Below are 19639 nucleotides of genomic sequence, written 5' to 3' on the forward strand. Positions count from 1 at the left end.
TGTTTTACTTAACCTGATCAACGATTGCTTTGAAAGCATCCGGATGGTTCATCGCCAAATCGGCAAGCACCTTCCTGTTGAGCTCTATGCCTTTTGCACTGAGTTTGCCAATAAAGGCGGAATAAGATAATCCGTGTATACGAGTTCCGGCATTGATCCTTTGAATCCAAAGGGCGCGGAAGTTGCGTTTCTTTTGTTTACGGCCTTTGTATGCGTAAGCCAAACCGCGTTCTACTGCGTTTTTAGCGACTGTCCATACATTCTTGCGACGGCCGAAATAGCCTTTCGCTAATTTTAAAACTTTTTTACGTCTTGCACGCGACGCAACGTGATTTACTGAACGTGGCATAAATTAACTGTTTTTGACAATTGGCGCTCTACTGAGTCTTGAAAAGCCTTTTATCGGGTTGAACAAAAAACCAAAGTGGTAACTAACTTTTAATGGCTTTGGATTATTTACCAAGCATTGCCATTACCTGCTTGTGATTAGACTCATCAATCAGACCGGTTTTAACCAAACCACGTTTCCGTTTGTTCGATTTTTTGGTCAGGATGTGACTGTGGAAAGCGTGTTTGCGCTTAATTTTTCCGGTGCCGGTCAACGCGAAACGCTTTTTTGCGCCGGAAACGGTTTTCATCTTAGGCATGATTCAAAAATAAAATAGTTGTTAAAATATAAAACAGCGCGCAAAATTAGCCAAAATGTTTATTAAATGAAAATCGTGTTCCCAACGAATGTCAGAAACACGATTTCTATATTGAAGAGGAGTTAAAACTCCTTACGATTATTTTTTCAATGATGGGGCGAGAATGATCGTCATTCTCTTTCCTTCCAGCTTGGGCTCCATTTCAAGCTTACCAAATTCTGTAAGTGCCTCAGAGAATTTGTTCAAAAGATTTACTCCTCTTTCCTTAAACACAATGGTACGCCCAACAAAATGGACATATGCCTTTACTTTTGATCCTTCTTTAAGGAAGTTTTGCGCATGTTTTAGTTTGAAGTCGAAATCGTGGTCGTCGGTGTTTGGACCGAAACGGATCTCTTTGATGACAACTTTCTGAGCCTTCGCTTTTATTTCTTTTTGCTTTTTCTTTTGCTCGTATTTGAACTTTGAGTAGTCCACAACTTTACAAACAGGCGGAACTGCTGTGGGTGCAATTTCAACAAGATCAAGGCTTTGTGCCTTAGCGATTGCCTTGGCTGTGATGATATCAACTATTCCTGGTTCAATATTTTCTCCAACCAGGCGTACTTCTTTTGCTGTAATTCGATCGTTTATTTTATAAGGTTCTTCGGGAACTCTTAACCGTCCACTAGGGGGTCTTAATGCCATATAGTTTGGTTTGGTGTTGTTTTGGTTTTAAGTGAAAATCGAAAAAATTAACACTTGGGCAACAAAAATAGTGCCTTGCTGATAGAATTATAATAAAAATATAAAAAACATCAAATTATGCTTGCTTCTTTTTTGAAAAAGCCTGCAAATTCGTCAATGGTCATGCTACCCAAGTCGCCTTCACCTTTGCGGCGTACCGATAATTTCCCTTCTGCCATTTCTTTTTCACCAACAATGAGCATGAATGGTACCTTACTAACCTCAGCATCACGGATCTTGCGACCAATTTTTTCGTCCCTGTGATCAATAAATCCTCTGATATCATCATCCTGCAACCGGAAAAAAACTTCCTCTGCATAATCTGCAAACTTTTCAGAAATTGGAAGGATGGCAATCTGATCCGGTGATAACCACAATGGGAATTGTCCGGCGGTGTTTTCAATCAGGATTGCAATAAACCTTTCCATCGATCCAAAAGGGGCGCGGTGGATCATAACCGGACGATGTTTTTGATTGTCCGAGCCTGTATATTCCAGGCCAAAACGCTGCGGCATCTGGTAATCAACCTGGATGGTTCCAAGCTGCCACTTTCTGCCTAACGCATCCCGAACCATAAAGTCAAGCTTTGGTCCGTAAAAAGCTGCCTCGCCTAATTCAGTAACCGTACTCAATCCACGTTCGGCCGCCGCTTCGATAATAGCACTTTCAGCTTTTTCCCAATCTTCATCCTTACCAATATATTTTTGCTTGTCATTTGGATCACGCAGCGAAATCTGCGCGCTGTAATCGTCAAAGCCAAGGGAATTAAAAACATATAAAACCAAGTCTATAACTCGAATAAATTCCTCCTTAACTTGATCGGGACGACAGAAAATATGTGCGTCATCCTGCGTAAACCCACGAACACGGGTCAATCCATGTAGTTCTCCGCTTTGCTCGTACCGATAAACGGTTCCGAACTCAGAGAAACGCAATGGTAAGTCTTTGTAGGAGCGGGGAGAAGTCCGGTATATCTCGCAATGGTGCGGGCAATTCATCGGTTTTAGCAAATACTCCTCACCTGGATTCGGTGTCCTGATTGGCTGAAAAGAATCTTTTCCATACTTATCCCAATGTCCCGAGGTAACATACAATTCTTTGCTTCCGATATGTGGGGTAACCACTGGCGTGTAACCGGCCCGGGCTTGCGCCTTGCTCAGAAAAGCCTGAAGTCTCTCTCGCAACATCGCACCTTTTGGCAACCACAACGGCAATCCTTGCCCAACCCTTTCGGAAAACGCAAACAGTTCCAGTTCTTTTCCCAGCTTACGGTGATCGCGTTTTTTAGCTTCCTCCATCAAGGTTACATATTCTTCCAGCTCTTTTTGCTTTGGAAAAGTAATCCCGTAAATGCGGGTAAGCATTTTGTTTTCCTGCTTATTACGCCAGTATGCGCCGCCAATGTTGGTCAGCTTTGCAGCTTTGATAAAACTGGTATTGGGAATATGCGGGCCACGGCAAAGATCGGTGAAACCACCCTGTTCATATAATGTAATCGAACCGTCTTCCAGTCCGTCGATCAGTTCTAGTTTGTACTCGTCACCTTTTTTGGTAAACAATTCCAGAGCATCCGCTTTGCTGATGGGCTTGCGGATATACTCATTTTTTTGACGGGCGAGTTCTAGCATTTTCGCCTCTATTTTGGGGAAATCTTCTTGTGAAAGCGATTTTTCACCCAAATCAACATCATAGTAAAAACCTTTTTCGATGGAAGGCCCCGTACCGAATTTTACACCAGGATAAAGCGCTTCCAATGCTTCCGCAAGTAAGTGGGCAGAGGAATGCCAGAATGTTGATTTTCCGTCTTCGTCATTCCATGTCAGCAGCTTTACGAGCGAATCCTGCGTTATTGGTCTGGTAGGATCCCAAATTTCACTATTGACTTTTGCAGCGATTACATTACGCGCAAGTCCTTCACTGATACTTAATGCGATTTCGAGCGCGGTTACTCCAATTGGGTAATAACGCTCACTTCCATCGGGCAGGGTAATTTTTACTTGAGACTCGTCTTTCATTCAAAATTTAATTCTGTGACTATATTTCTATCAGGTACAAATCTATTCAATTTTAGCCTTTCGTGTTGAGTCAATACGGATATTTGTGGTTCCACGAGGCTTTATAATGCTAATTTTTACGCGCGAAGTGTCAAGCAATTTATAATCCGGTCTGGTATTTTCTTCCCGGTCGTAGGTTTGGTAAATCCCCTCATTTTCGTGCTGCCTGATCCTGTACAAGCCATATCTTGCGTCCTGATCGCCAGGGCTCAATGTGAGCGCAGTAGTATAATATCCTTTTGCTTTCTCGAAATCCTCCGTTTTTTCATAACAAAAACCAATCATGTTATTGATTTCCTTTGATTGAGGTTTCTTTTTTAAAAGCTTTTCCAATGCGGGCAGGGCTTTGTAAAATTGCCTTAAATGGATCCCGATCGTGGCGATCTGAAATTGCGCTTCATTATAGCTGGGGTTGATCGCAGCAGCCTTTTCGTAGTTGATCAGCGCAGTATCTGGTTTGGAAAGCACATTATAAATTTCACCTCTTTCAAAATATAAAGAAGCTTCATTTGGGAAGCGTTTGATAGCCTTATCATTTACAATCAGCGCCTGATCGGTGTTTTTTAGTTTTCGTAAAATGATAATGCTTTGCTCATAAGCCCTTAACAATTTAGGGTTAACATTCATCGCATAATTTAAACTGGACAAACTGGCCAGAGAATCGCCTTGTCTCGCCTGCAACATTCCTTTCACATAATAAGCTCCGCCATCATAAGGTGCCATTTTCATGGCCTGATTCAGATAACCGGCTGCTTCCCTAAACTGCCCTTGTGCTTGGAGGATGTCGGCCATTAATACGTATAATTCCGGACTGCTTTGCTGTAATGCTTCCGCTCTTTGTGCGTCTTCCAGAGCAGGATCGAATTTTCCCAATTCCCGATTAATCTTACCCCTCAATAAAAAGTATTCGCTGACATTATCCTGCTCGTAAATCGATTCATTGATATCGTCCAGCGCTTCGGTATACTGCTCACGCTCAAAATATATCCGCGCTCTCTTGAAATAGTTGAGATCTGAATCTATCCCGCGGTTAATAAGGTCAGTCAACGAAAGCAACGCATCGTTTTCCCATTGTACCCGGGATTTTTTGATCACAGGCGGGATGCGCGTCGCATTTCTGGCATCGCTCTGACAGGATTGGTTTACCCAGCCAAAGACAATCAGTGATAATAGTAAAATGGGACGGAAAAAATTTGACTTCATGTGCCGTAAAGTTGGACAATCTGCATGTATTCTAAACATCCCGATCTGAAAACCGGGAAAATACGCCCAAGGGAAGCTTTTTGCCAAATGTATCGGCGATAAACAACTCGCCAAATTCATGTTTGATCTCAGTTCCAAAATGGGCCTTGATCAGGTTCTCAACGATTAATGCCGAGAATCCAAGAGAATATAAGTTAATGATAAAAAAGAAATTTTCCTCTTTCAAAAGCAATGCGCAAAGTCGCAGGATTTCATTGAGGCTTTCTTCCAGCAGCCATTTTTCCCCATCGGGGCCGCGGCCATAAGCTGGGGGATCGAGAATGATGCCATTGTACTTATTGCCCCGACGCACCTCCCGCTGTACAAATTTCATGGCGTCCTCCACAACCCATCGGATGTTATCGAGACCGCTCATCTGCATATTCTCCCTCGACCAGCTGATCACCTGTTTGATTGAATCCACATGGGTAACATCGGCACCCGCAACTTTGGCAGCCAACGAAGCAATACCGGTGTAAGCGAAAAGGTTGAGGACCGTTGGTTTTTCTTCCGGAATCTGCCTTAATGTTTTGGAAATATAATCCCAGTTGGTGGCTTGCTCTGGAAACACACCTACATGCTTAAATGAAGACAAAATCAGTTTTGCACGAAGATGCATATCCTTATTACGATACTGAAAAACCCATTTGTCAGGCATATTAGGCTTCGAAACCCATTGTCCTTTTTCCTGGGAATTTTTGTCTTTCTTAAAAACAGCATTTGCCCGTTCTTCCCATTCCTGTTCTGAAAGAGACTTATCCCAGATCGCCTGCGGCTCGGGACGTGACAGCACATACTGCCCGAATCGTTCCAGTTTTTCATAACCGCCTGTATCAATGAGTTGGTAATCAGAATGGGTTTCTGGGGTGAGAAGAAGCATGGTTTTTTTGAGCTATTAGCTATTAGCTGTTAGCGTTTAGCTATTGGCTTTTTTGATAGTTGATGCAGTCATTCTGCACTTCTGGTAAACTTAATTTCGGCAAAGGTTCTTGAAAAGCTAAAAGCTAAAAGCTAAAAGCTAAAAGCTAAAAAGCTTTTCAATACCCAATCTTGTTCAAATAAAACACATTCCTTCTGCCCCTCGTCTGCGGGTCGCCGGCGGCGTTGCTGATGCGTTGGTCGCCCCAGGCGAGGTAGAAGTTTCCGTACCAGTAATCGATGTCATCGGTACTGGTTTTTCGTACTTTATCACCTTCCACATTGGTTTCGTTAGGTATGACACGATCGCTGTCGATCACCTGGTTGCCTTTGATGATCTTGCTTCTGATGGCGCCGTTGTGGCTGTAAACCAGTCTGGAATTACCATTGGAGAATGTTTGCACCTTTATTTTTTCCCGTAGTTCCATACTTTTTACATTGTCGAAACTGAGGCTGTTGTCCCAAAGCAATTTTCCGTTCTGATCCACGTCAGCGACAATGGCATGAGTGTAGGTGAACCCGTCAAAAACCTGTTGATTGTAACCGCGGCCGCCATACATTGGATTCCACAAATAAGGGTTATAAAGCCCCATTCCAAAAGGATAACCGAGGATTCCTCCATAACCCAGGCCGCCCATCATACTTTGGTTCTGATAGCGATATTCAGGATAAAACACCTCGGCGACCAACAGGAAATTATTGCTTTTTGGAACAATATCATGAACCAGCAAACGATAGTTGAGTTTCAGATCATCGCCACTTTCTTTCTTCTTCCGAATCTTCTTTTCTATTTTTTCCTGCTGGCGCTCATTCAAGAAATTGAAGAAATTCTTGAAATCTGTAAAGCTGTGGTATCGCGTAAATGCGGGCTCGTCACCCACTATTTTACTGATATAAAGTCCCTGGGAAGCCGCATTGTTGCTGCTTTGCATATTCCGGTATCCATATGTTCCAATTACAATGCGTACCGAATCGTTTAATACCTGCAACCGACCGCTCAGAAGTGAATAATCATCTTCCGGGTCTACTGAAACCTGCGTGTAAAGCTCACCCGTTTCTTCGTACGATCTGGCCACAATCTTGGTTTGCCGGCCTTTTTTTACCGCAAAACTTACATTGACTAAATGATGCGCCGTATCGACTTCAACTGTCTGAATCGCATTGGAGCCTTTGATCGCCGAGGGTAATATTTTGGTTTGAGAAGTAGTAAGTTGGGTATATATTAGAACCGGCTCATTGCGGACCATTCCCGCCATAAAAACGGCATAACCCAATGTTTTAAAGTCCGTAATTTCAAAACGGTCCAATGTATTGATGGTAAAAGTCTCTACAAATCCAGGGCCTACATTTACCTTGACAATTTGATATAACGAACTTCGGTATTTGCTAAAAAGAAGGAAAACAGCCTGCCCATCGTAAGAAGAGGCAATGTAGTCCAGGTTTGATTCTATCGGCCCGTCAATCGTCCAGACCCTGTCGAGATTTGTATCAAATTTTTGAACATTAAAAGTCCCTCTGTCCGGCTTGGATATTAATAAAACACCCTGTTCTCCAAGTGGTACCGTCTGGTAAGCCATGTTCCCGGATAAAGGCAGTTCGATCCGTTTTACACCCTGGCCTGTCACTTCTAATGTCAACAGAATAAGTGCTAACAGCAGAAATTTCGCTTGCAAACCGGGACAATTATTCGGAATCATGGGCTAATGCAACAATGATGTCAAATTCTTCTGGTTTTACCGGGACAACTGATAATCTTGACAGTTTAACAAGGGCCATATCAGATAACCGCTTATCGGCTTTGATCTGCGCTAATGTCACGGTTTTCGGGAAAAGCTCGACGGGCACGACATTGACAACGACCCAATCGCCGTCTTTTGCAGTGGGATCAGGGTAATGTTCTTTTGCTACTTTCGCCAGGCCAACCACTTCTTTTCCTTCGTTACTATGATAAAACAGGACAGGATCGCCCACTTTCATGGCCATCAGATTATTTCGGGCTGCGTAACTGCGTACGCCATCCCACATGCCTTCTTTTTCTTTTACAAGGCTATCCCAGGAGTAAGAGCTAGGTTCTGTTTTTAAAAGCCAATGGTTCATGGATTTATTGGTTAAATAAGTTTGGGTTATTGGAAAACAAGAAAGGAATGCTCAGGGAAATTTAGGGAATTTACTAAAATCAGGTTTTCTTTTTTCAAGAAACGAATTCTGCCCTTCTTTCGCTTCCTCACTCAGATAATAGAGCAGGGTAGCATTTCCGGCCAATTCCTGAATTCCGGCTTGCCCATCCAATTCAGCATTGAAAGAGCTTTTCAGCATCCGGATTGACAAAGGACTTTTTTCCTGTATTTTTTTGCACCACTCGACAGTGGTTTTTTCAAGATCTTCAAGCGGAACAACTTTATTGACCAAACCCATTTGCAATGCTTCCTGGGCGTCATATTGATCACAGAGGAACCATATCTCCCGGGCTTTTTTCTGACCCACAACTCTTGCCAGATAAGATGCGCCAAAACCGCCGTCAAAACTGCCGACTTTCGGGCCAGTTTGTCCGAACCGCGCATTTTCGGCCGCAATCGACAAATCACATATCACGTGCAGCACATGACCACCGCCAATAGCCCAGCCCGCTACCATCGCAATAACAGCTTTTGGAATAGACCGGATCATTCTCTGAAGATCAAGCACATTCAAACGCGGGACATGATCTTGTCCAATATAACCGCCATGGCCCCGTACCGACTGATCGCCGCCGGAACAGAAGGCTTTTCCCCCTTCGCCAGTCAAAATGATCACATCAATCCTGACGTCTTCGCGACATATTTGCATCGCGTCGATCATTTCAGTCACGGTTTGGGGCGTAAATGCATTGTGCTTATGGGGACGGTTGATGCTTATTTTGGCAATTCCTTCATGAAGTGTAAAGAGAATTTCTTCGTATTCCTTAATGGTTTCCCATTGGATTAAACTGGACATAATTCAGAGAAAAGTAAAATTCAAAAGCTTGAATCCACGAAATTACTCATTGTTTGGGTTTCCTTCAAAAACAAATGAATAACTTTCCGTACTGTCGGCGTGGGCTGACACGGCCTCAAATCCCGCGTTATCGTAGCAAATTGAAATGAATTGGATTACGAGCATTACCCTGATCAAAACGCAGAAGAGGCCGGATCATCCTTATTTTGCCCAGGCCTACGATTTCATGTTGGCTTGGATAAATGGGCAGGGTGAATTTCTGTTGAAGACCTCCGGCTCTACCGGGCCGCCGAAACCTATTCTTATTTCCCGAAAACAATTATCGGCAAGCGCCAGAATGACTGGTAAGGCATTGCATTTGGAAAAAGGTACCCGGGCATTGGTTTGCCTGAATGTTGGTTACATTGCCGGACTGATGATGTTAGTAAGAGGATTGGAGCTGGATTGGCAATTAACCATCATTGAACCTGTTGCTAACCCGCTCCTGGGTCCCGAAAATGTTCCTGAATTCGATTTTGTCGCGATGGTCCCGCTGCAAATGATCCACATTCTTGAAAATCCTGTTACAAAAGCACAAGTTAATGGTTTGGGTAAAATTCTGCTAGGTGGAGCTCCGGTAAGCGTTTCCTTGAAGCGAAGTCTAATGGATTTGCAAATTCCGGTTTTTCAGAGTTATGGGATGACCGAAACAGTTTCTCATGTTGCATTGCGCCGACTTAATGGACCCGTTTCAGAAGAAAACTATACTTTTCTCCCTGACATTGCTTTTGGTACTGACAGCCGCGGCTGCTTGTTCGTATCGGGGCAGGTTACGGATCATCAGATTGTTCAGACCAACGATCTGGTTGAAATTTCAGGAAATTCTTTCAAGTGGATTGGGCGGGCGGATAACGTGATCAATTCCGGGGGAGTGAAAATAGTACTGGATAATCTGGATACCATTGTTGAAGAGGTATTTTATGATCTTAAATTGTCAAATCCCTTCTTTACTTGGTTTGAAACTGACGAAAAACTTGGTCAGCGTTTGATCCTGATCATCCAGGGTAGCATTGCGAATATATCACAAAAAGACATTTTGGAGGAAATAAGAAGGCGGGCTTCAGCCTATGAAACGCCGAAACATATTTACTTTGTAAGCCAGTTTCTCAAAACACCGACGGACAAGTTGGACAAACGCGGCACAATTCAACAGTTGCTAAAATCATAAATGGACAAAAATCTTCAAATCCCAGGCCAGTATACCATTCTTTTTCAAACCGCTTCGGTAGTACCTGCGCCCTATGCTCATTTTTACACATTAAAAATGGATATTGAATCTGAGCAGCAGATGAATGTTGACTTTGGGATTACCTACTTGGATCGTGAGGACCTCTCGGAAGACGATTTGATGGATGAGGGTTTTTCGGTTGATGACGATTATAAATGGAATGGCCAGGTGCCGGCAATCTGGATTGGAGAGTTTCGTGCAATTCTTAATTCTTCCAAATTGGTCCGAAAAAGGGAAGAAAGTGAGTTTGAGGATTTTATTGAAATAGAACTGGAAGAAAATGGTCAGCGGGTCAACATTTACCCGGTTGATAAAGAAAGATGGTCTTACGTTTTGCAAGAATTTATGCAGGCCATTTTCGAAACAGGCGGAAGGGAAAAACCTTTTGAACTGACTTTCTTAGACATTGGTGCGGATAAACAAACAATTCTGGACCTGAAAGCATCTTTTGCCTTAAAATCATTTACCATCAGTAAAAACAAAGGAGTAGCGCGGAGATTGGAATGGTCACAATTGCAAAAAATCATGGACACGGTTTACAAGGCAGAATTTGTTACAGATAACGCTTTTGAGGCAAAACCATCCAAAAAAGGAAAGTACATTACAGCAGGGGATGGACTCTGGTATCAGCTGGGAGTTGCCGTGCTTGAAACAACCTCTAAGAGCAAAGACATTGCTAAAATTGAGGCATTATTCAGTACGCTTGACGGTAAAATTTAGCGTTTTGCTACCGCTGCTTATATTGGCCAAGTTCCATCTGCAATTCATCAATCAATTGGGAAACCCGTTCGAGTGACGGCTGCGAAGTGGGCATTTGGGTGCTGATAAATGCCTTCACTTCCCAAACTTCCAGAACCTCCTGCAACGGAACTTCCAAGGCAGAAACCGAGGGATTATCAGAAGTAAGCAATAGAATTCCAGCCTCTTTTACCTGGTTATATGCTTTCCGACAAACAAATCCCTGGCCGCGCAGCACAAATACATATTGCATTCCGTCTTTGATATCGTACCAGTTGCGGATAAAAGTGCCGACCAGCAATGCACCCGGATAAGTAAAATCCTCGCTGCTTTCGAAAGCCCTGTAATAGCCCGACGGCAAATTAGGCAATTGAAATGAGGGTAAATTGGTCAGGTAAGAAGGATTTTGGAAGTTTGACAAATAATCGAACTGCAGGTTGTTGGCAACCCATTGGATCGTCGGATAGTTGGTTGACCGTTCCTCGGGCTGATTATTGAATTGATTGGGTTGATATTGATTATTGAAAACCGGGATTTGTGCCGAAGGCTGGTTCATCGCAGGTTGTGGTAATGGCGAAGGAACATTGGTGACTTGTCTGACGGGTGGTGTCTGCTGCGATTGCAGATCTCCATTGATCGGTTTAAAATTCACCTGCCGGGAAACCATTCGAATCGCTGGCTCAGGTTGCTGATAGTTTTCAATAATTTTTGATAGAGGCTGAGGTTCGGCAAATGTAGGGGTGCGGGCAGGAACAGGCGGTGTCAGATTACCGGAATGCGAAACTGTCATCGGCCTGGGAGCCGACAAGGGCAATGACAAATCCGGTGTTTCCCTTAGTTTTCTGAGATCATTTTTTAGCAAATTATCGACGGTAATCCCGAAGGCGGCCGCCATGTTTTTGAGATTAGTAAGGTTAGGATTGGCCCGGGCTTCCTCATAAGCGCCAAGCAGTGAGCGCTTAATGGCAATTTTCCTTGCAAACTGTTCCTGGGTCAGACCGTTAAGCCTTCTCAGGTATTTAATGTTGTTGCTTACAATGCTCATGGTACAGCCGCTTTACAAAAGTTCTTGCTAATTGACAAATCTTTTAGCAAAAAAGCAAAAGCAGGCTATCGTACTATTTATAAATCTCTTTCCTGGCCGCCTTAAATGTATTGGTAAGCAATCCGCAGATCGTCATCAAACCTACTCCGCCAGGAACGGGGGTGATATAGCTTGTCTTCGGAGCGACGTCATTGAAGTTAACGTCCCCTCTGATTGAGAATCCGCTTTTCTTTGTATCATCTGCCACCCGGGAAATGCCTACGTCAATCACGACTGCGCCTTCTTTCACATAATCAGCTGTTACGAATTCGGGTCTTCCCAATGCGACAATGAGGATGTCGGCGGTTTGACAAATCTCCTTTAAATTTTGGGTTTTACTATGCGTTATCGTAACCGTGCAATTGCCTGGATATTCGTTGCGCTGCATCAGAATGCTCATCGGTAAGCCCACGATCTGGCTACGGCCGATGACCACGCAATGCTTTCCATTGGTCTCAATTTTGGCACGGATTAGCATTTCGAGTATACCGAATGGGGTTGCTGAAATGTAGGAAGGAAGCCCTTTGCACATTTTCCCAACATTAACCGGATGAAATCCGTCGACATCTTTCGCCGGATCAACGGCTTCCATAACCGTGTTTTCAGTGATATGTTTAGGCAACGGCAGCTGTACAATAAATCCGTCGACATCAGGATCATTATTGAGAGATTGTACGGCTTCGAGTAATGCTGCTTCGGTAATGTCTGGCTCGAAGCGAAGTAGGGTAGAAGTGAAGCCGATCTCCTCACAGCTTCTGATTTTCGAGGCAACATAAGTTTCACTTGCGCCGTCCTGACCGACAAGAATCGCGGCCAGATGTGGTTTTTTACCGCCACCAGCAATCCATTGTTCTACTTCCTCTTTTATTTCAGCTTTGATTTGGGATGAAATCGCTTTCCCGTCCAGTAATTGCATTAGTTATCTGGTAATAAGTATTTTTTAATCAATGTTTCCATTCCGGTCGTTGCTTTTTCCTGAATGAATGTCATGTTCTTTTTCAGGTTAATTTCGGGTTGTGCCGGATCAATTATATAGATTGGTTTGCCCGCACCTACGTAATGTACAAGTCCTGCCGCGGGATATACTGCCAGGGAAGTACCAATTACAATGAAAATATCTGCTTCTTCCGCTACCTCGACGGCCACTTCCATCATGGGCACTTCTTCGCCAAACCATACGATATGTGGACGAAGCTGGCTGCCCAGTTCGCACAAATCACCGGTCTTTAATTCCCAGGAGGTCATTTCGTAAACTAAATCGGGATTTTTTGTGCTGCGGGATTTGAATAGTTCGCCGTGGAGATGGATCACTTTGGAAGAACCAGCCACTTCATGCAGGTTATCGACATTCTGGGTGATGATCGCAACATCGAAATGTTTTTCCAACTCAACCAATGCATAATGTGCCGCATTGGGCTTGACACTGTCAGCTTGTTTACGGCGCTGGTTGTAGAAATCCAGGACAAGTTCCTGATCTTTAACCCAGCCCTCAAATGTCGCCACATCTTCAATGCGGTAATTGTCCCATAAACCGCCATTGTCGCGAAAGGTACTGATGCCACTTTCCGCACTAATTCCTGCTCCGGAGAGCACTACTAGTTTTTTCATATTATGTGTGTTTTGAGGTTTTTTCTTGCCTATGCTTTCTTAACAACCTTTCTCGCCGCAGGCTTTTTTGCCGCTGGGTTCTTCTCAGCCGCAGCTTTGGGCGCTGCTTTCTTGAATCCTCCTCTTCCCGCAGGTTTGTCAGGCGTTTCAGCAGCAAGCTTTACAATCTCCTCATAGGTTAATGCTGCCGGATCAGTGCCTTTTGGAATTTTCACATTCTTTTTCCCAAATGCGATGTATGGCCCGTACTTACCATTCAAAACCTTAGCATCTGCATCCTCACTGAATTCCTTTATTGTACGACTGCTATCCTGCATCCGCTTTTGAATGATGATCTCGATCAGCCGATCTTCCGTAACCGCCATCGGGTCATCGGTTTTCAATAAAGAAAAATATTTTCCGTCATGCTTCACATATGGGCCAAATTTCCCAATGTTTACAATCAATTCTTTTTCCTCATATAAACCAACCTCACGGGGCAGTTTGAAAAGTTCAAACGCTTCGTCCAGCGTAATGCTTTCCATCAGCTGACCCTTCATCAAACTAGCAAACTTTGGTTTATCCTCATCCTCAGCATCGCCTATCTGAACATATGGGCCGTACTTTCCAATCCTGACAGATACTTTTTTGCCAGTCGATGGATCTTCGCCCAAATCACGGGAAGTAAGGCTGCGGTCGATTGCCTGCTCTTTTGCCTCGGCTACTTTTTTCTGAAATGGCGTATAAAAATCTTTGATCATCTGCCGCCAGGCCAACTGGCCATCAGCAATGTTGTCAAAGTCTTTTTCAACATTAGCAGTAAACGAGTAATCGATAATATCATTGAAATGACTTACCAGGAAGTCATTAACAACCATTCCTGTGCTGGTAGGAAACAATTTCGATTTTTCGGAGCCGTAAATTTCTTTGTTAACCTTGCTCTTAATCTGATCGGCGGCCAAGGTGAATTCCTTGAAATCCCTTTCAAATCCCTCACGATCTTCCTTAATGATATATTCTCTTTTAAGTATTGTAGAAATTGTGGGCGCGTAAGTGGACGGGCGACCAATGCCCATTTCTTCCAATTTTTTAACCAAACTCGCTTCCGTATAGCGGGGTGGGTTACGGGTGAAACGTTCTGTCGCTTTCATATCGGCAAGTTTCAGGATCTGGCTGATATTTAAAGGAGGAAGCATTCCTTTTTGCTCCTCGTCTCCCTCCTCGTCGCTCGATTCCAGATAAACTTTTAAAAACCCTTCAAACTTGATCACCTCACCCTGTGCAATCAATTCTTCCAAAGTAGTCGAAATCCCGATGGTTGCGATAGTGCGTTCCAATTGGGCGTCGGACATTTGCGATGCGATGGCCCGTTTCCAGATCAGTTCATACAAACGCTGCTCATTACGGTCACTGCTTCCCGAAAGTGTCGAAAAGTCGGTTGGGCGAATGGCTTCGTGGGCCTCCTGAGCCGATTCGTTTTTTGTTTTAAAAACCCTCTTATTATAATAATCCTGACCGTACTCGCTGGTAATCTGCACCCTGGCCTTTTCCAATGCTTCCTCGGAAAGATTGGTGGAGTCGGTACGCATATAGGATATTTTTCCTGCCTCGTACAAACGCTGGGCAACGGACATGGTTTGCAATACAGAAAAACTCAATTTTCTGGATGCCTCTTGTTGTAATGTAGAAGTTGTGAATGGTGGTGCAGGTGTTTTTTTAGCCGGTTTTACTTCAAGATTTTTAATGGAGAACTGAGCTCCGACGCATTTCTCAAGAAACTTTAATGCATCATCTTCATTGGAGAAATTTTTTGCCAATTCGGCATTCAGCACTTTTCCGTTGCCAAGATCAAAGCGGGCGGTTACCTTAAAGCTGCTTTTGCTTCTGAATGCGTCAATTTCCCTTTCTCTTTCTACCACAATGCGAACCGCTACCGATTGCACGCGGCCGGCAGAAAGGTTGGATTTCCCAATCCTGATTTTCTTCCAGAGTACAGGTGATAGTTCATATCCAACCAGGCGGTCAAGAATCCGGCGTGCTTGCTGGGCGTCCACCAGGTCAACATCGATAATTCTCGGCTTAGCAATCGCGTTTTGTAAAGCCGTTTTGGTGATTTCACGAAATACAATGCGTTTGGTATCATCAGGTAGCCCAAGTGCTTCTTTCAAGTGCCATGAAATTGCCTCTCCTTCGCGGTCATCATCCGTCGCCAGCCACACTTCTGCATCTTTGGCCAGCTTTTTCAACTCAGAAATAACCTTTACTTTATCAGAGGAAATTTCGTAAGACGGCTGGAAACCATGTTCAACATCAACGCCCATATCATGTTCAGGAAGGTCGCGGACGTGGCCAAAACTCGACTTTACCGTGAAATCCTGACCTAGATAACTTTCAATGGTTTTGGCCTTCGCCGGTGACTCTACGATCACCAGATTTTTTGACATAACTTTAAATTTAAGGGAATTTGGGGCACTACGAATGTTCAAATATAGGGTACAATAAAGCAAAAAATCAAAGCGGGACAAAAAAGGCCGGTTCCACAAGTTGGGACTCGGCTTGTTTGCAATTGCTTGTTTGCAATTGATAGATTTTAAATAATACCTTAAATATCCGGGCCAGCAGAACAAAAAAAATTGGCGTCGGGTTATTTGAATGTGTCGGTATATATAATGATGCTAAATAGTTGTGAAAATCTGGCGGATTCCCTTCGTATATTGGGTAAATTCGTACTTTCGCGTGTTTTAATGACAATAAATAATCCAATTATAGCTAATTACTATGGCTTTTGACTTAGACATGATTAAGGGTGTTTATGCCCGCATGCAGGAAAGAGTTGAAGCTGCTCGTAAAATAGAAGGGCGGCCTTTGACCTTGGCAGAGAAGATTTTATACTCTCATTTATGGGAAGGAACGCCTTCGCAAGTTTACGAACGCGGTAAATCATACGTTGACTTTGCTCCTGACCGTGTTGCCATGCAGGATGCTACTGCTCAAATGGCCCTTTTGCAATTCATGCAGGCCGGAAGGCCACAAGTTGCAGTTCCTTCTACTGTGCATTGCGATCACCTGATCCAGGCAGAAGTAGGTGCGACACAGGATTTGAAAAATGCTGTTGATAAAAATAGGGAAGTTTACGCATTCCTTTCTTCTGTTTCCAATAAATACGGATTAGGTTTCTGGAAAGCAGGAGCGGGTATCATTCATCAGGTAGTACTTGAAAATTATGCATTTCCAGGCGGTATGATGATCGGTACCGATTCACATACTCCCAATGCGGGCGGACTTGGAATGGTTGCGATCGGTGTCGGCGGTGCCGATGCGAGCGACGTAATGTCAGGACTTGCCTGGGAATTGAAAATGCCAAGATTGATAGGAGTAAAGCTTACTGGTAAACTAAGTGGCTGGACAGCTGCGAAAGACGTAATCCTTTGGGTTGCGGGCCAATTGACTGTCAAAGGCGGAACCGGATATATTGTTGAGTATTTTGGGGAAGGTGCGGAAAGTATCTCTGCGACAGGAAAAGCGACAATCTGTAATATGGGCGCTGAAATTGGGGCTACTACCTCCATTTTTGCATATGACGAAAGAAGCGCCGCATACTTGAGAACCACCGAACGTGCTGACATTGCAGATGCTGCCGACCAGGTGAAGGAATATCTTCGTTCTGATAATGAAGTATACGCTGATCCGGCCACCTACTTTGATCAATTGATAGAATTAGACCTTTCAGGGCTGGAGCCGCATGTTAATGGTCCTTTCACACCGGATTTGGCATGGCCACTATCCAAATTCGCAACTGCGGTTAGAGAAAATGGCTGGCCGGAAGTTCTTTCGGTGGGTTTGATTGGATCTTGCACCAATTCATCTTACGAAGACGTAAGCCGCGCAGCTTCACTTGCGCAGCAGGCGGTTGATAAAAAATTGAAAGTAAGTTCAGAATATACCATTACCCCAGGTTCTGAGCTGGTTAGGTACACAGTTGAGCGTGATGGCTTCCTGGATACTTTCGCACAAATCGGAGGAGTGGTTTTGGCAAATGCTTGCGGACCGTGTATAGGTCAATGGGCACGTCATGGCGCTGAAAAAGGGGAGAAAAACTCAATCATTACATCTTTTAATCGTAATTTCTCGAAACGCGCTGATGGTAATCCGAACACCCATTCATTTGTAGCTTCCCCTGAAATTGTGACCGCAATGGCCATTGCAGGAAGGCTTACATTCGACCCGCGTTTTGATAAATTGGTGAATGTAAATGGAGAAGAAGTAATGCTTGACGAACCGAGCGGCCTTGAATTGCCTACACTAGGATTTGCAGTGGAAGATGCTGGTTACCAGGCTCCTGCGACAGATCCAAGCCAGGTACAGGTCCTGGTAAGCCCTACCTCAGATCGTCTGCAATTGCTCGCACCGTTTGCTGAATGGGAAGGAACAGACCTGAATGGTTTGAAACTGCTTATCAAAGCAAAAGGAAAATGTACAACTGACCATATTTCAATGGCTGGCCCATGGTTGAAATACCGCGGACACCTTGACAATATCTCGAACAATATGTTGATCGGTGCGGTTAATTTTTATAATGAGAAAACCAATACCGTAAAAAATCAATTGAGCAATCAATACAGCGAAGTGCCTGCAGTCCAGCGTGACTATAAGGCGCATGGAATTGGGACGATCGTGGTGGGCGATGAGAATTATGGGGAAGGGTCTTCCCGTGAGCATGCAGCCATGGAGCCACGCTTCCTGGGAGTGCGCGCGATCCTGACCAAATCGTTCGCACGTATCCATGAGACCAACCTGAAAAAGCAGGGAATGCTGGCACTTACTTTCGCCAATAACGCTGATTACGATAAGATTCAGGAAGACGATACAATTGACATTGTGGGTTTGAAAACCTTTGCAGAGGGAGTACCTCTGACCATTGTTTTACATCATATCGATGGTGTAAGTGAGGAATTCTCTGTAAATCATACTTACAATAGCCAGCAAATCGAATGGTTCAAAGCTGGTTCAGCGTTGAATATCATTCGGAGGTCAGTAGGAGCGTAGATTAAGCGCAACCTTAAAAGCAAAAAACTCCTAATTAGGAGTTTTTTGCTTTTAAGGCCTTCAGCTTATCGCACCACTCACCGTATCATCCTCGCCTTCTGCCTGCTATACGATTGTATCAGAAAAATGAACATTCCTGTCATAATTGAAACGTCCGCCATGTTGAAGATTCCGGTTTGGAAAAAACCGAAATTGAGATGCATGAAATCGGTTACAGAACCGTGTACCAGGCGATCATAAATATTTCCAATGCCGCCTCCGATTGCGAAGCTCAGGGCAAGCGCGCTTAACAATGTCAGGTTCTTTTTGATAAGGATGTATGCTACGCCGAAAAATAGCGCGATTAACGGAATAATGGAAAGGATAAGGATTTTAGCAGTTTCGGGAAGACCGCTGCCAATGCTCAGGAATGCCCCTGAATTCTCAACATAAGTTAGCGTAAAGTAATCTTCGATCACGCTTCTGGTCTCATAAAACCCAATGTTTTGCCTGACCACTTTTTTGGATATCTGATCGCATCCAAAATTTGCGAGGAGGATCAGAATAATCACCCCGTTTCTAAAAACCCGGTCGGATTTAAATTTTGACATTACTTTGATAATTCTTTGATAGGGGTCACTTTAATTTCCTTAAACTCAACCTCGGAGCCTTCGGATTGTAAGGCCAATTGTCCGGTTTCAGCAGTGGCATTGTAGCCATAATTAACCAGTTCTCCATTGAGCCAGACTTTAATAGTATTCTTAACACATTCAATTACCATTGAATTCCATTCGCCAAGTGGCTTCTCTGTTCCATCTGTCAGATTTGGGACCCTACGTAGCTTGTCGCCGTTTACACCCCATTTTTCTTTCGGGCCTCGCCTTTTCTCCATGTCAGGAACTGTAATATCTTCCTGGATACACCAAAAATCTCCTGCATTTTGGTTCATCATTTGCACTTCAATTGATTTTGGGAACATATCGTAAAGCGCCCTGGAAGTTGAAACGAAAACCAGCGCGCCGCAATTGCCAGGTTTTCCGGCAAACCGGTATTGGAACGTCCAGCGGAAATTGTTGTATTCTGTATCTGTGATCAAATGTCCTCCCGGTGACCCCAGACTTACCAATAACCCATTCCTGACTAAAAATGGACTTTTGACGGTCGCATCTTTGTCCATTTCAGGAACATCCACGTGCCAGCCTTTCAAGTCTTTTCTATTGAATAGCGATTTGGATTGGCTTTGAGCATATTGAATACTCAGGAGGTTGAGGCAGGCTAGCAGAATCAGCTTTTTCATTTTATACCGAGACTATTTTGAGTTTAATAGTATTTCAATTGGAAAAATTAAGTAATAATAACCTTAATACGGATGCTGTGG

The 19639-nt window shown here is 43.9% G+C and carries 18 protein-coding genes; 3 read left to right on the forward strand and 15 right to left on the reverse strand.

What is annotated here, in order from left to right:
- Nucleotides 1–4: 4 nt before the first annotated feature.
- The 9 genes from rplT to menB all read right to left on the reverse strand — a co-directional run bounded on the left by rplT (nt 5) and on the right by menB (nt 8560).
- A complete protein-coding gene (gene rplT, locus FHS68_RS15280) occupies nt 5–349 on the reverse strand; it encodes a 50S ribosomal protein L20 (RefSeq protein WP_167271619.1) in 345 nt (114 codons plus the stop codon).
- 103 nt (nt 350–452) lie between these two features.
- Nucleotides 453–647, reverse strand: coding sequence for a 50S ribosomal protein L35 (rpmI, locus tag FHS68_RS15285; protein WP_167271621.1), 195 nt, complete (start codon nt 645–647; stop codon nt 453–455).
- A 138-nt stretch (nt 648–785) separates the two neighbouring features.
- On the reverse strand, nt 786–1334 hold the full coding sequence (gene infC, locus FHS68_RS15290; RefSeq protein ID WP_167271623.1) for a translation initiation factor IF-3: 549 nt from the start codon (nt 1332–1334) through the stop codon (nt 786–788).
- A 110-nt stretch (nt 1335–1444) separates the two neighbouring features.
- On the reverse strand, nt 1445–3388 hold the full coding sequence (thrS, locus tag FHS68_RS15295; protein ID WP_167271625.1) for a threonine--tRNA ligase: 1944 nt from the start codon (nt 3386–3388) through the stop codon (nt 1445–1447).
- A gap of 42 nt (nt 3389–3430) precedes the next feature.
- Nucleotides 3431–4630: a tetratricopeptide repeat protein gene (locus FHS68_RS15300; protein ID WP_167271627.1), complete on the reverse strand. Its 1200-nt coding sequence runs from the start codon at nt 4628–4630 to the stop codon at nt 3431–3433.
- A gap of 31 nt (nt 4631–4661) precedes the next feature.
- Entirely contained in the window at nt 4662–5549 is an 888-nt protein-coding gene (locus tag FHS68_RS15305; RefSeq protein WP_167271629.1) for a class I SAM-dependent methyltransferase, read from the reverse strand.
- 157 nt (nt 5550–5706) lie between these two features.
- Entirely contained in the window at nt 5707–7260 is a 1554-nt protein-coding gene (locus tag FHS68_RS15310; RefSeq protein ID WP_229211915.1) for a hypothetical protein, read from the reverse strand.
- A 10-nt stretch (nt 7261–7270) separates the two neighbouring features.
- Nucleotides 7271–7684, reverse strand: a complete 414-nt coding sequence (locus tag FHS68_RS15315; protein ID WP_167271634.1) for an EVE domain-containing protein — start codon at nt 7682–7684, stop codon at nt 7271–7273.
- Between the two features lie 51 nt (nt 7685–7735).
- Nucleotides 7736–8560, reverse strand: coding sequence for a 1,4-dihydroxy-2-naphthoyl-CoA synthase (menB, locus tag FHS68_RS15320; protein ID WP_167271635.1), 825 nt, complete (start codon nt 8558–8560; stop codon nt 7736–7738).
- A gap of 145 nt (nt 8561–8705) precedes the next feature.
- Between menB and FHS68_RS15325 the strand changes: the two genes are divergently transcribed.
- Nucleotides 8706–9767: an AMP-binding protein gene (locus tag FHS68_RS15325; RefSeq protein ID WP_167271638.1), complete on the forward strand. Its 1062-nt coding sequence runs from the start codon at nt 8706–8708 to the stop codon at nt 9765–9767.
- The gene (locus FHS68_RS15330; protein ID WP_167271640.1) at nt 9768–10547 is read left to right on the forward strand and encodes a hypothetical protein; all 780 of its coding nucleotides are present in this window, start codon (nt 9768–9770) and stop codon (nt 10545–10547) included.
- A 7-nt stretch (nt 10548–10554) separates the two neighbouring features.
- Here FHS68_RS15330 and FHS68_RS15335 read toward each other — a convergent pair whose 3' ends face one another.
- The 4 genes from FHS68_RS15335 to topA form a co-directional block, all read right to left on the reverse strand.
- Complete coding sequence (locus tag FHS68_RS15335) at nt 10555–11610, reverse strand: helix-turn-helix domain-containing protein (protein ID WP_167271642.1); 1056 nt, start codon at nt 11608–11610, stop codon at nt 10555–10557.
- A 73-nt stretch (nt 11611–11683) separates the two neighbouring features.
- Nucleotides 11684–12565 carry a bifunctional 5,10-methylenetetrahydrofolate dehydrogenase/5,10-methenyltetrahydrofolate cyclohydrolase gene (locus tag FHS68_RS15340; RefSeq protein WP_167271644.1) on the reverse strand — a complete coding sequence of 294 codons (882 nt, stop codon included), beginning with the start codon at nt 12563–12565 and terminating at the stop codon, nt 11684–11686.
- On the reverse strand, nt 12565–13257 hold the full coding sequence (locus FHS68_RS15345; RefSeq protein WP_167271646.1) for an SIR2 family NAD-dependent protein deacylase: 693 nt from the start codon (nt 13255–13257) through the stop codon (nt 12565–12567). Before FHS68_RS15345 ends, FHS68_RS15340 begins: the two co-directional genes overlap by 1 nt.
- Before the next feature lie 29 nt (nt 13258–13286).
- Nucleotides 13287–15680, reverse strand: a complete 2394-nt coding sequence (gene topA / locus FHS68_RS15350) for a type I DNA topoisomerase (protein WP_167271648.1) — start codon at nt 15678–15680, stop codon at nt 13287–13289.
- Nucleotides 15681–16014: 334 nt separating this feature from the next.
- Between topA and FHS68_RS15355 the strand changes: the two genes are divergently transcribed.
- Nucleotides 16015–18282 carry an aconitate hydratase gene (locus tag FHS68_RS15355; RefSeq protein ID WP_167271650.1) on the forward strand — a complete coding sequence of 756 codons (2268 nt, stop codon included), beginning with the start codon at nt 16015–16017 and terminating at the stop codon, nt 18280–18282.
- Nucleotides 18283–18359: 77 nt separating this feature from the next.
- On the opposite strand, the gene lspA is transcribed toward FHS68_RS15355, so the two are convergent.
- Nucleotides 18360–18872, reverse strand: a complete 513-nt coding sequence (lspA, locus tag FHS68_RS15360; protein WP_167271652.1) for a signal peptidase II — start codon at nt 18870–18872, stop codon at nt 18360–18362.
- A complete protein-coding gene (locus FHS68_RS15365; RefSeq protein WP_167271654.1) occupies nt 18872–19558 on the reverse strand; it encodes a 3-keto-disaccharide hydrolase in 687 nt (228 codons plus the stop codon). The genes lspA and FHS68_RS15365 overlap by 1 nt, the downstream gene beginning before the upstream one ends.
- Between the last annotated feature and the right edge of the window lie 81 nt (nt 19559–19639).

The sequence above is a fragment of the Dyadobacter arcticus genome, assembly GCF_011762185.1.
In the GTDB taxonomy this organism is placed as follows: Bacteria; Bacteroidota; Bacteroidia; order Cytophagales; family Spirosomataceae; genus Dyadobacter; species Dyadobacter arcticus.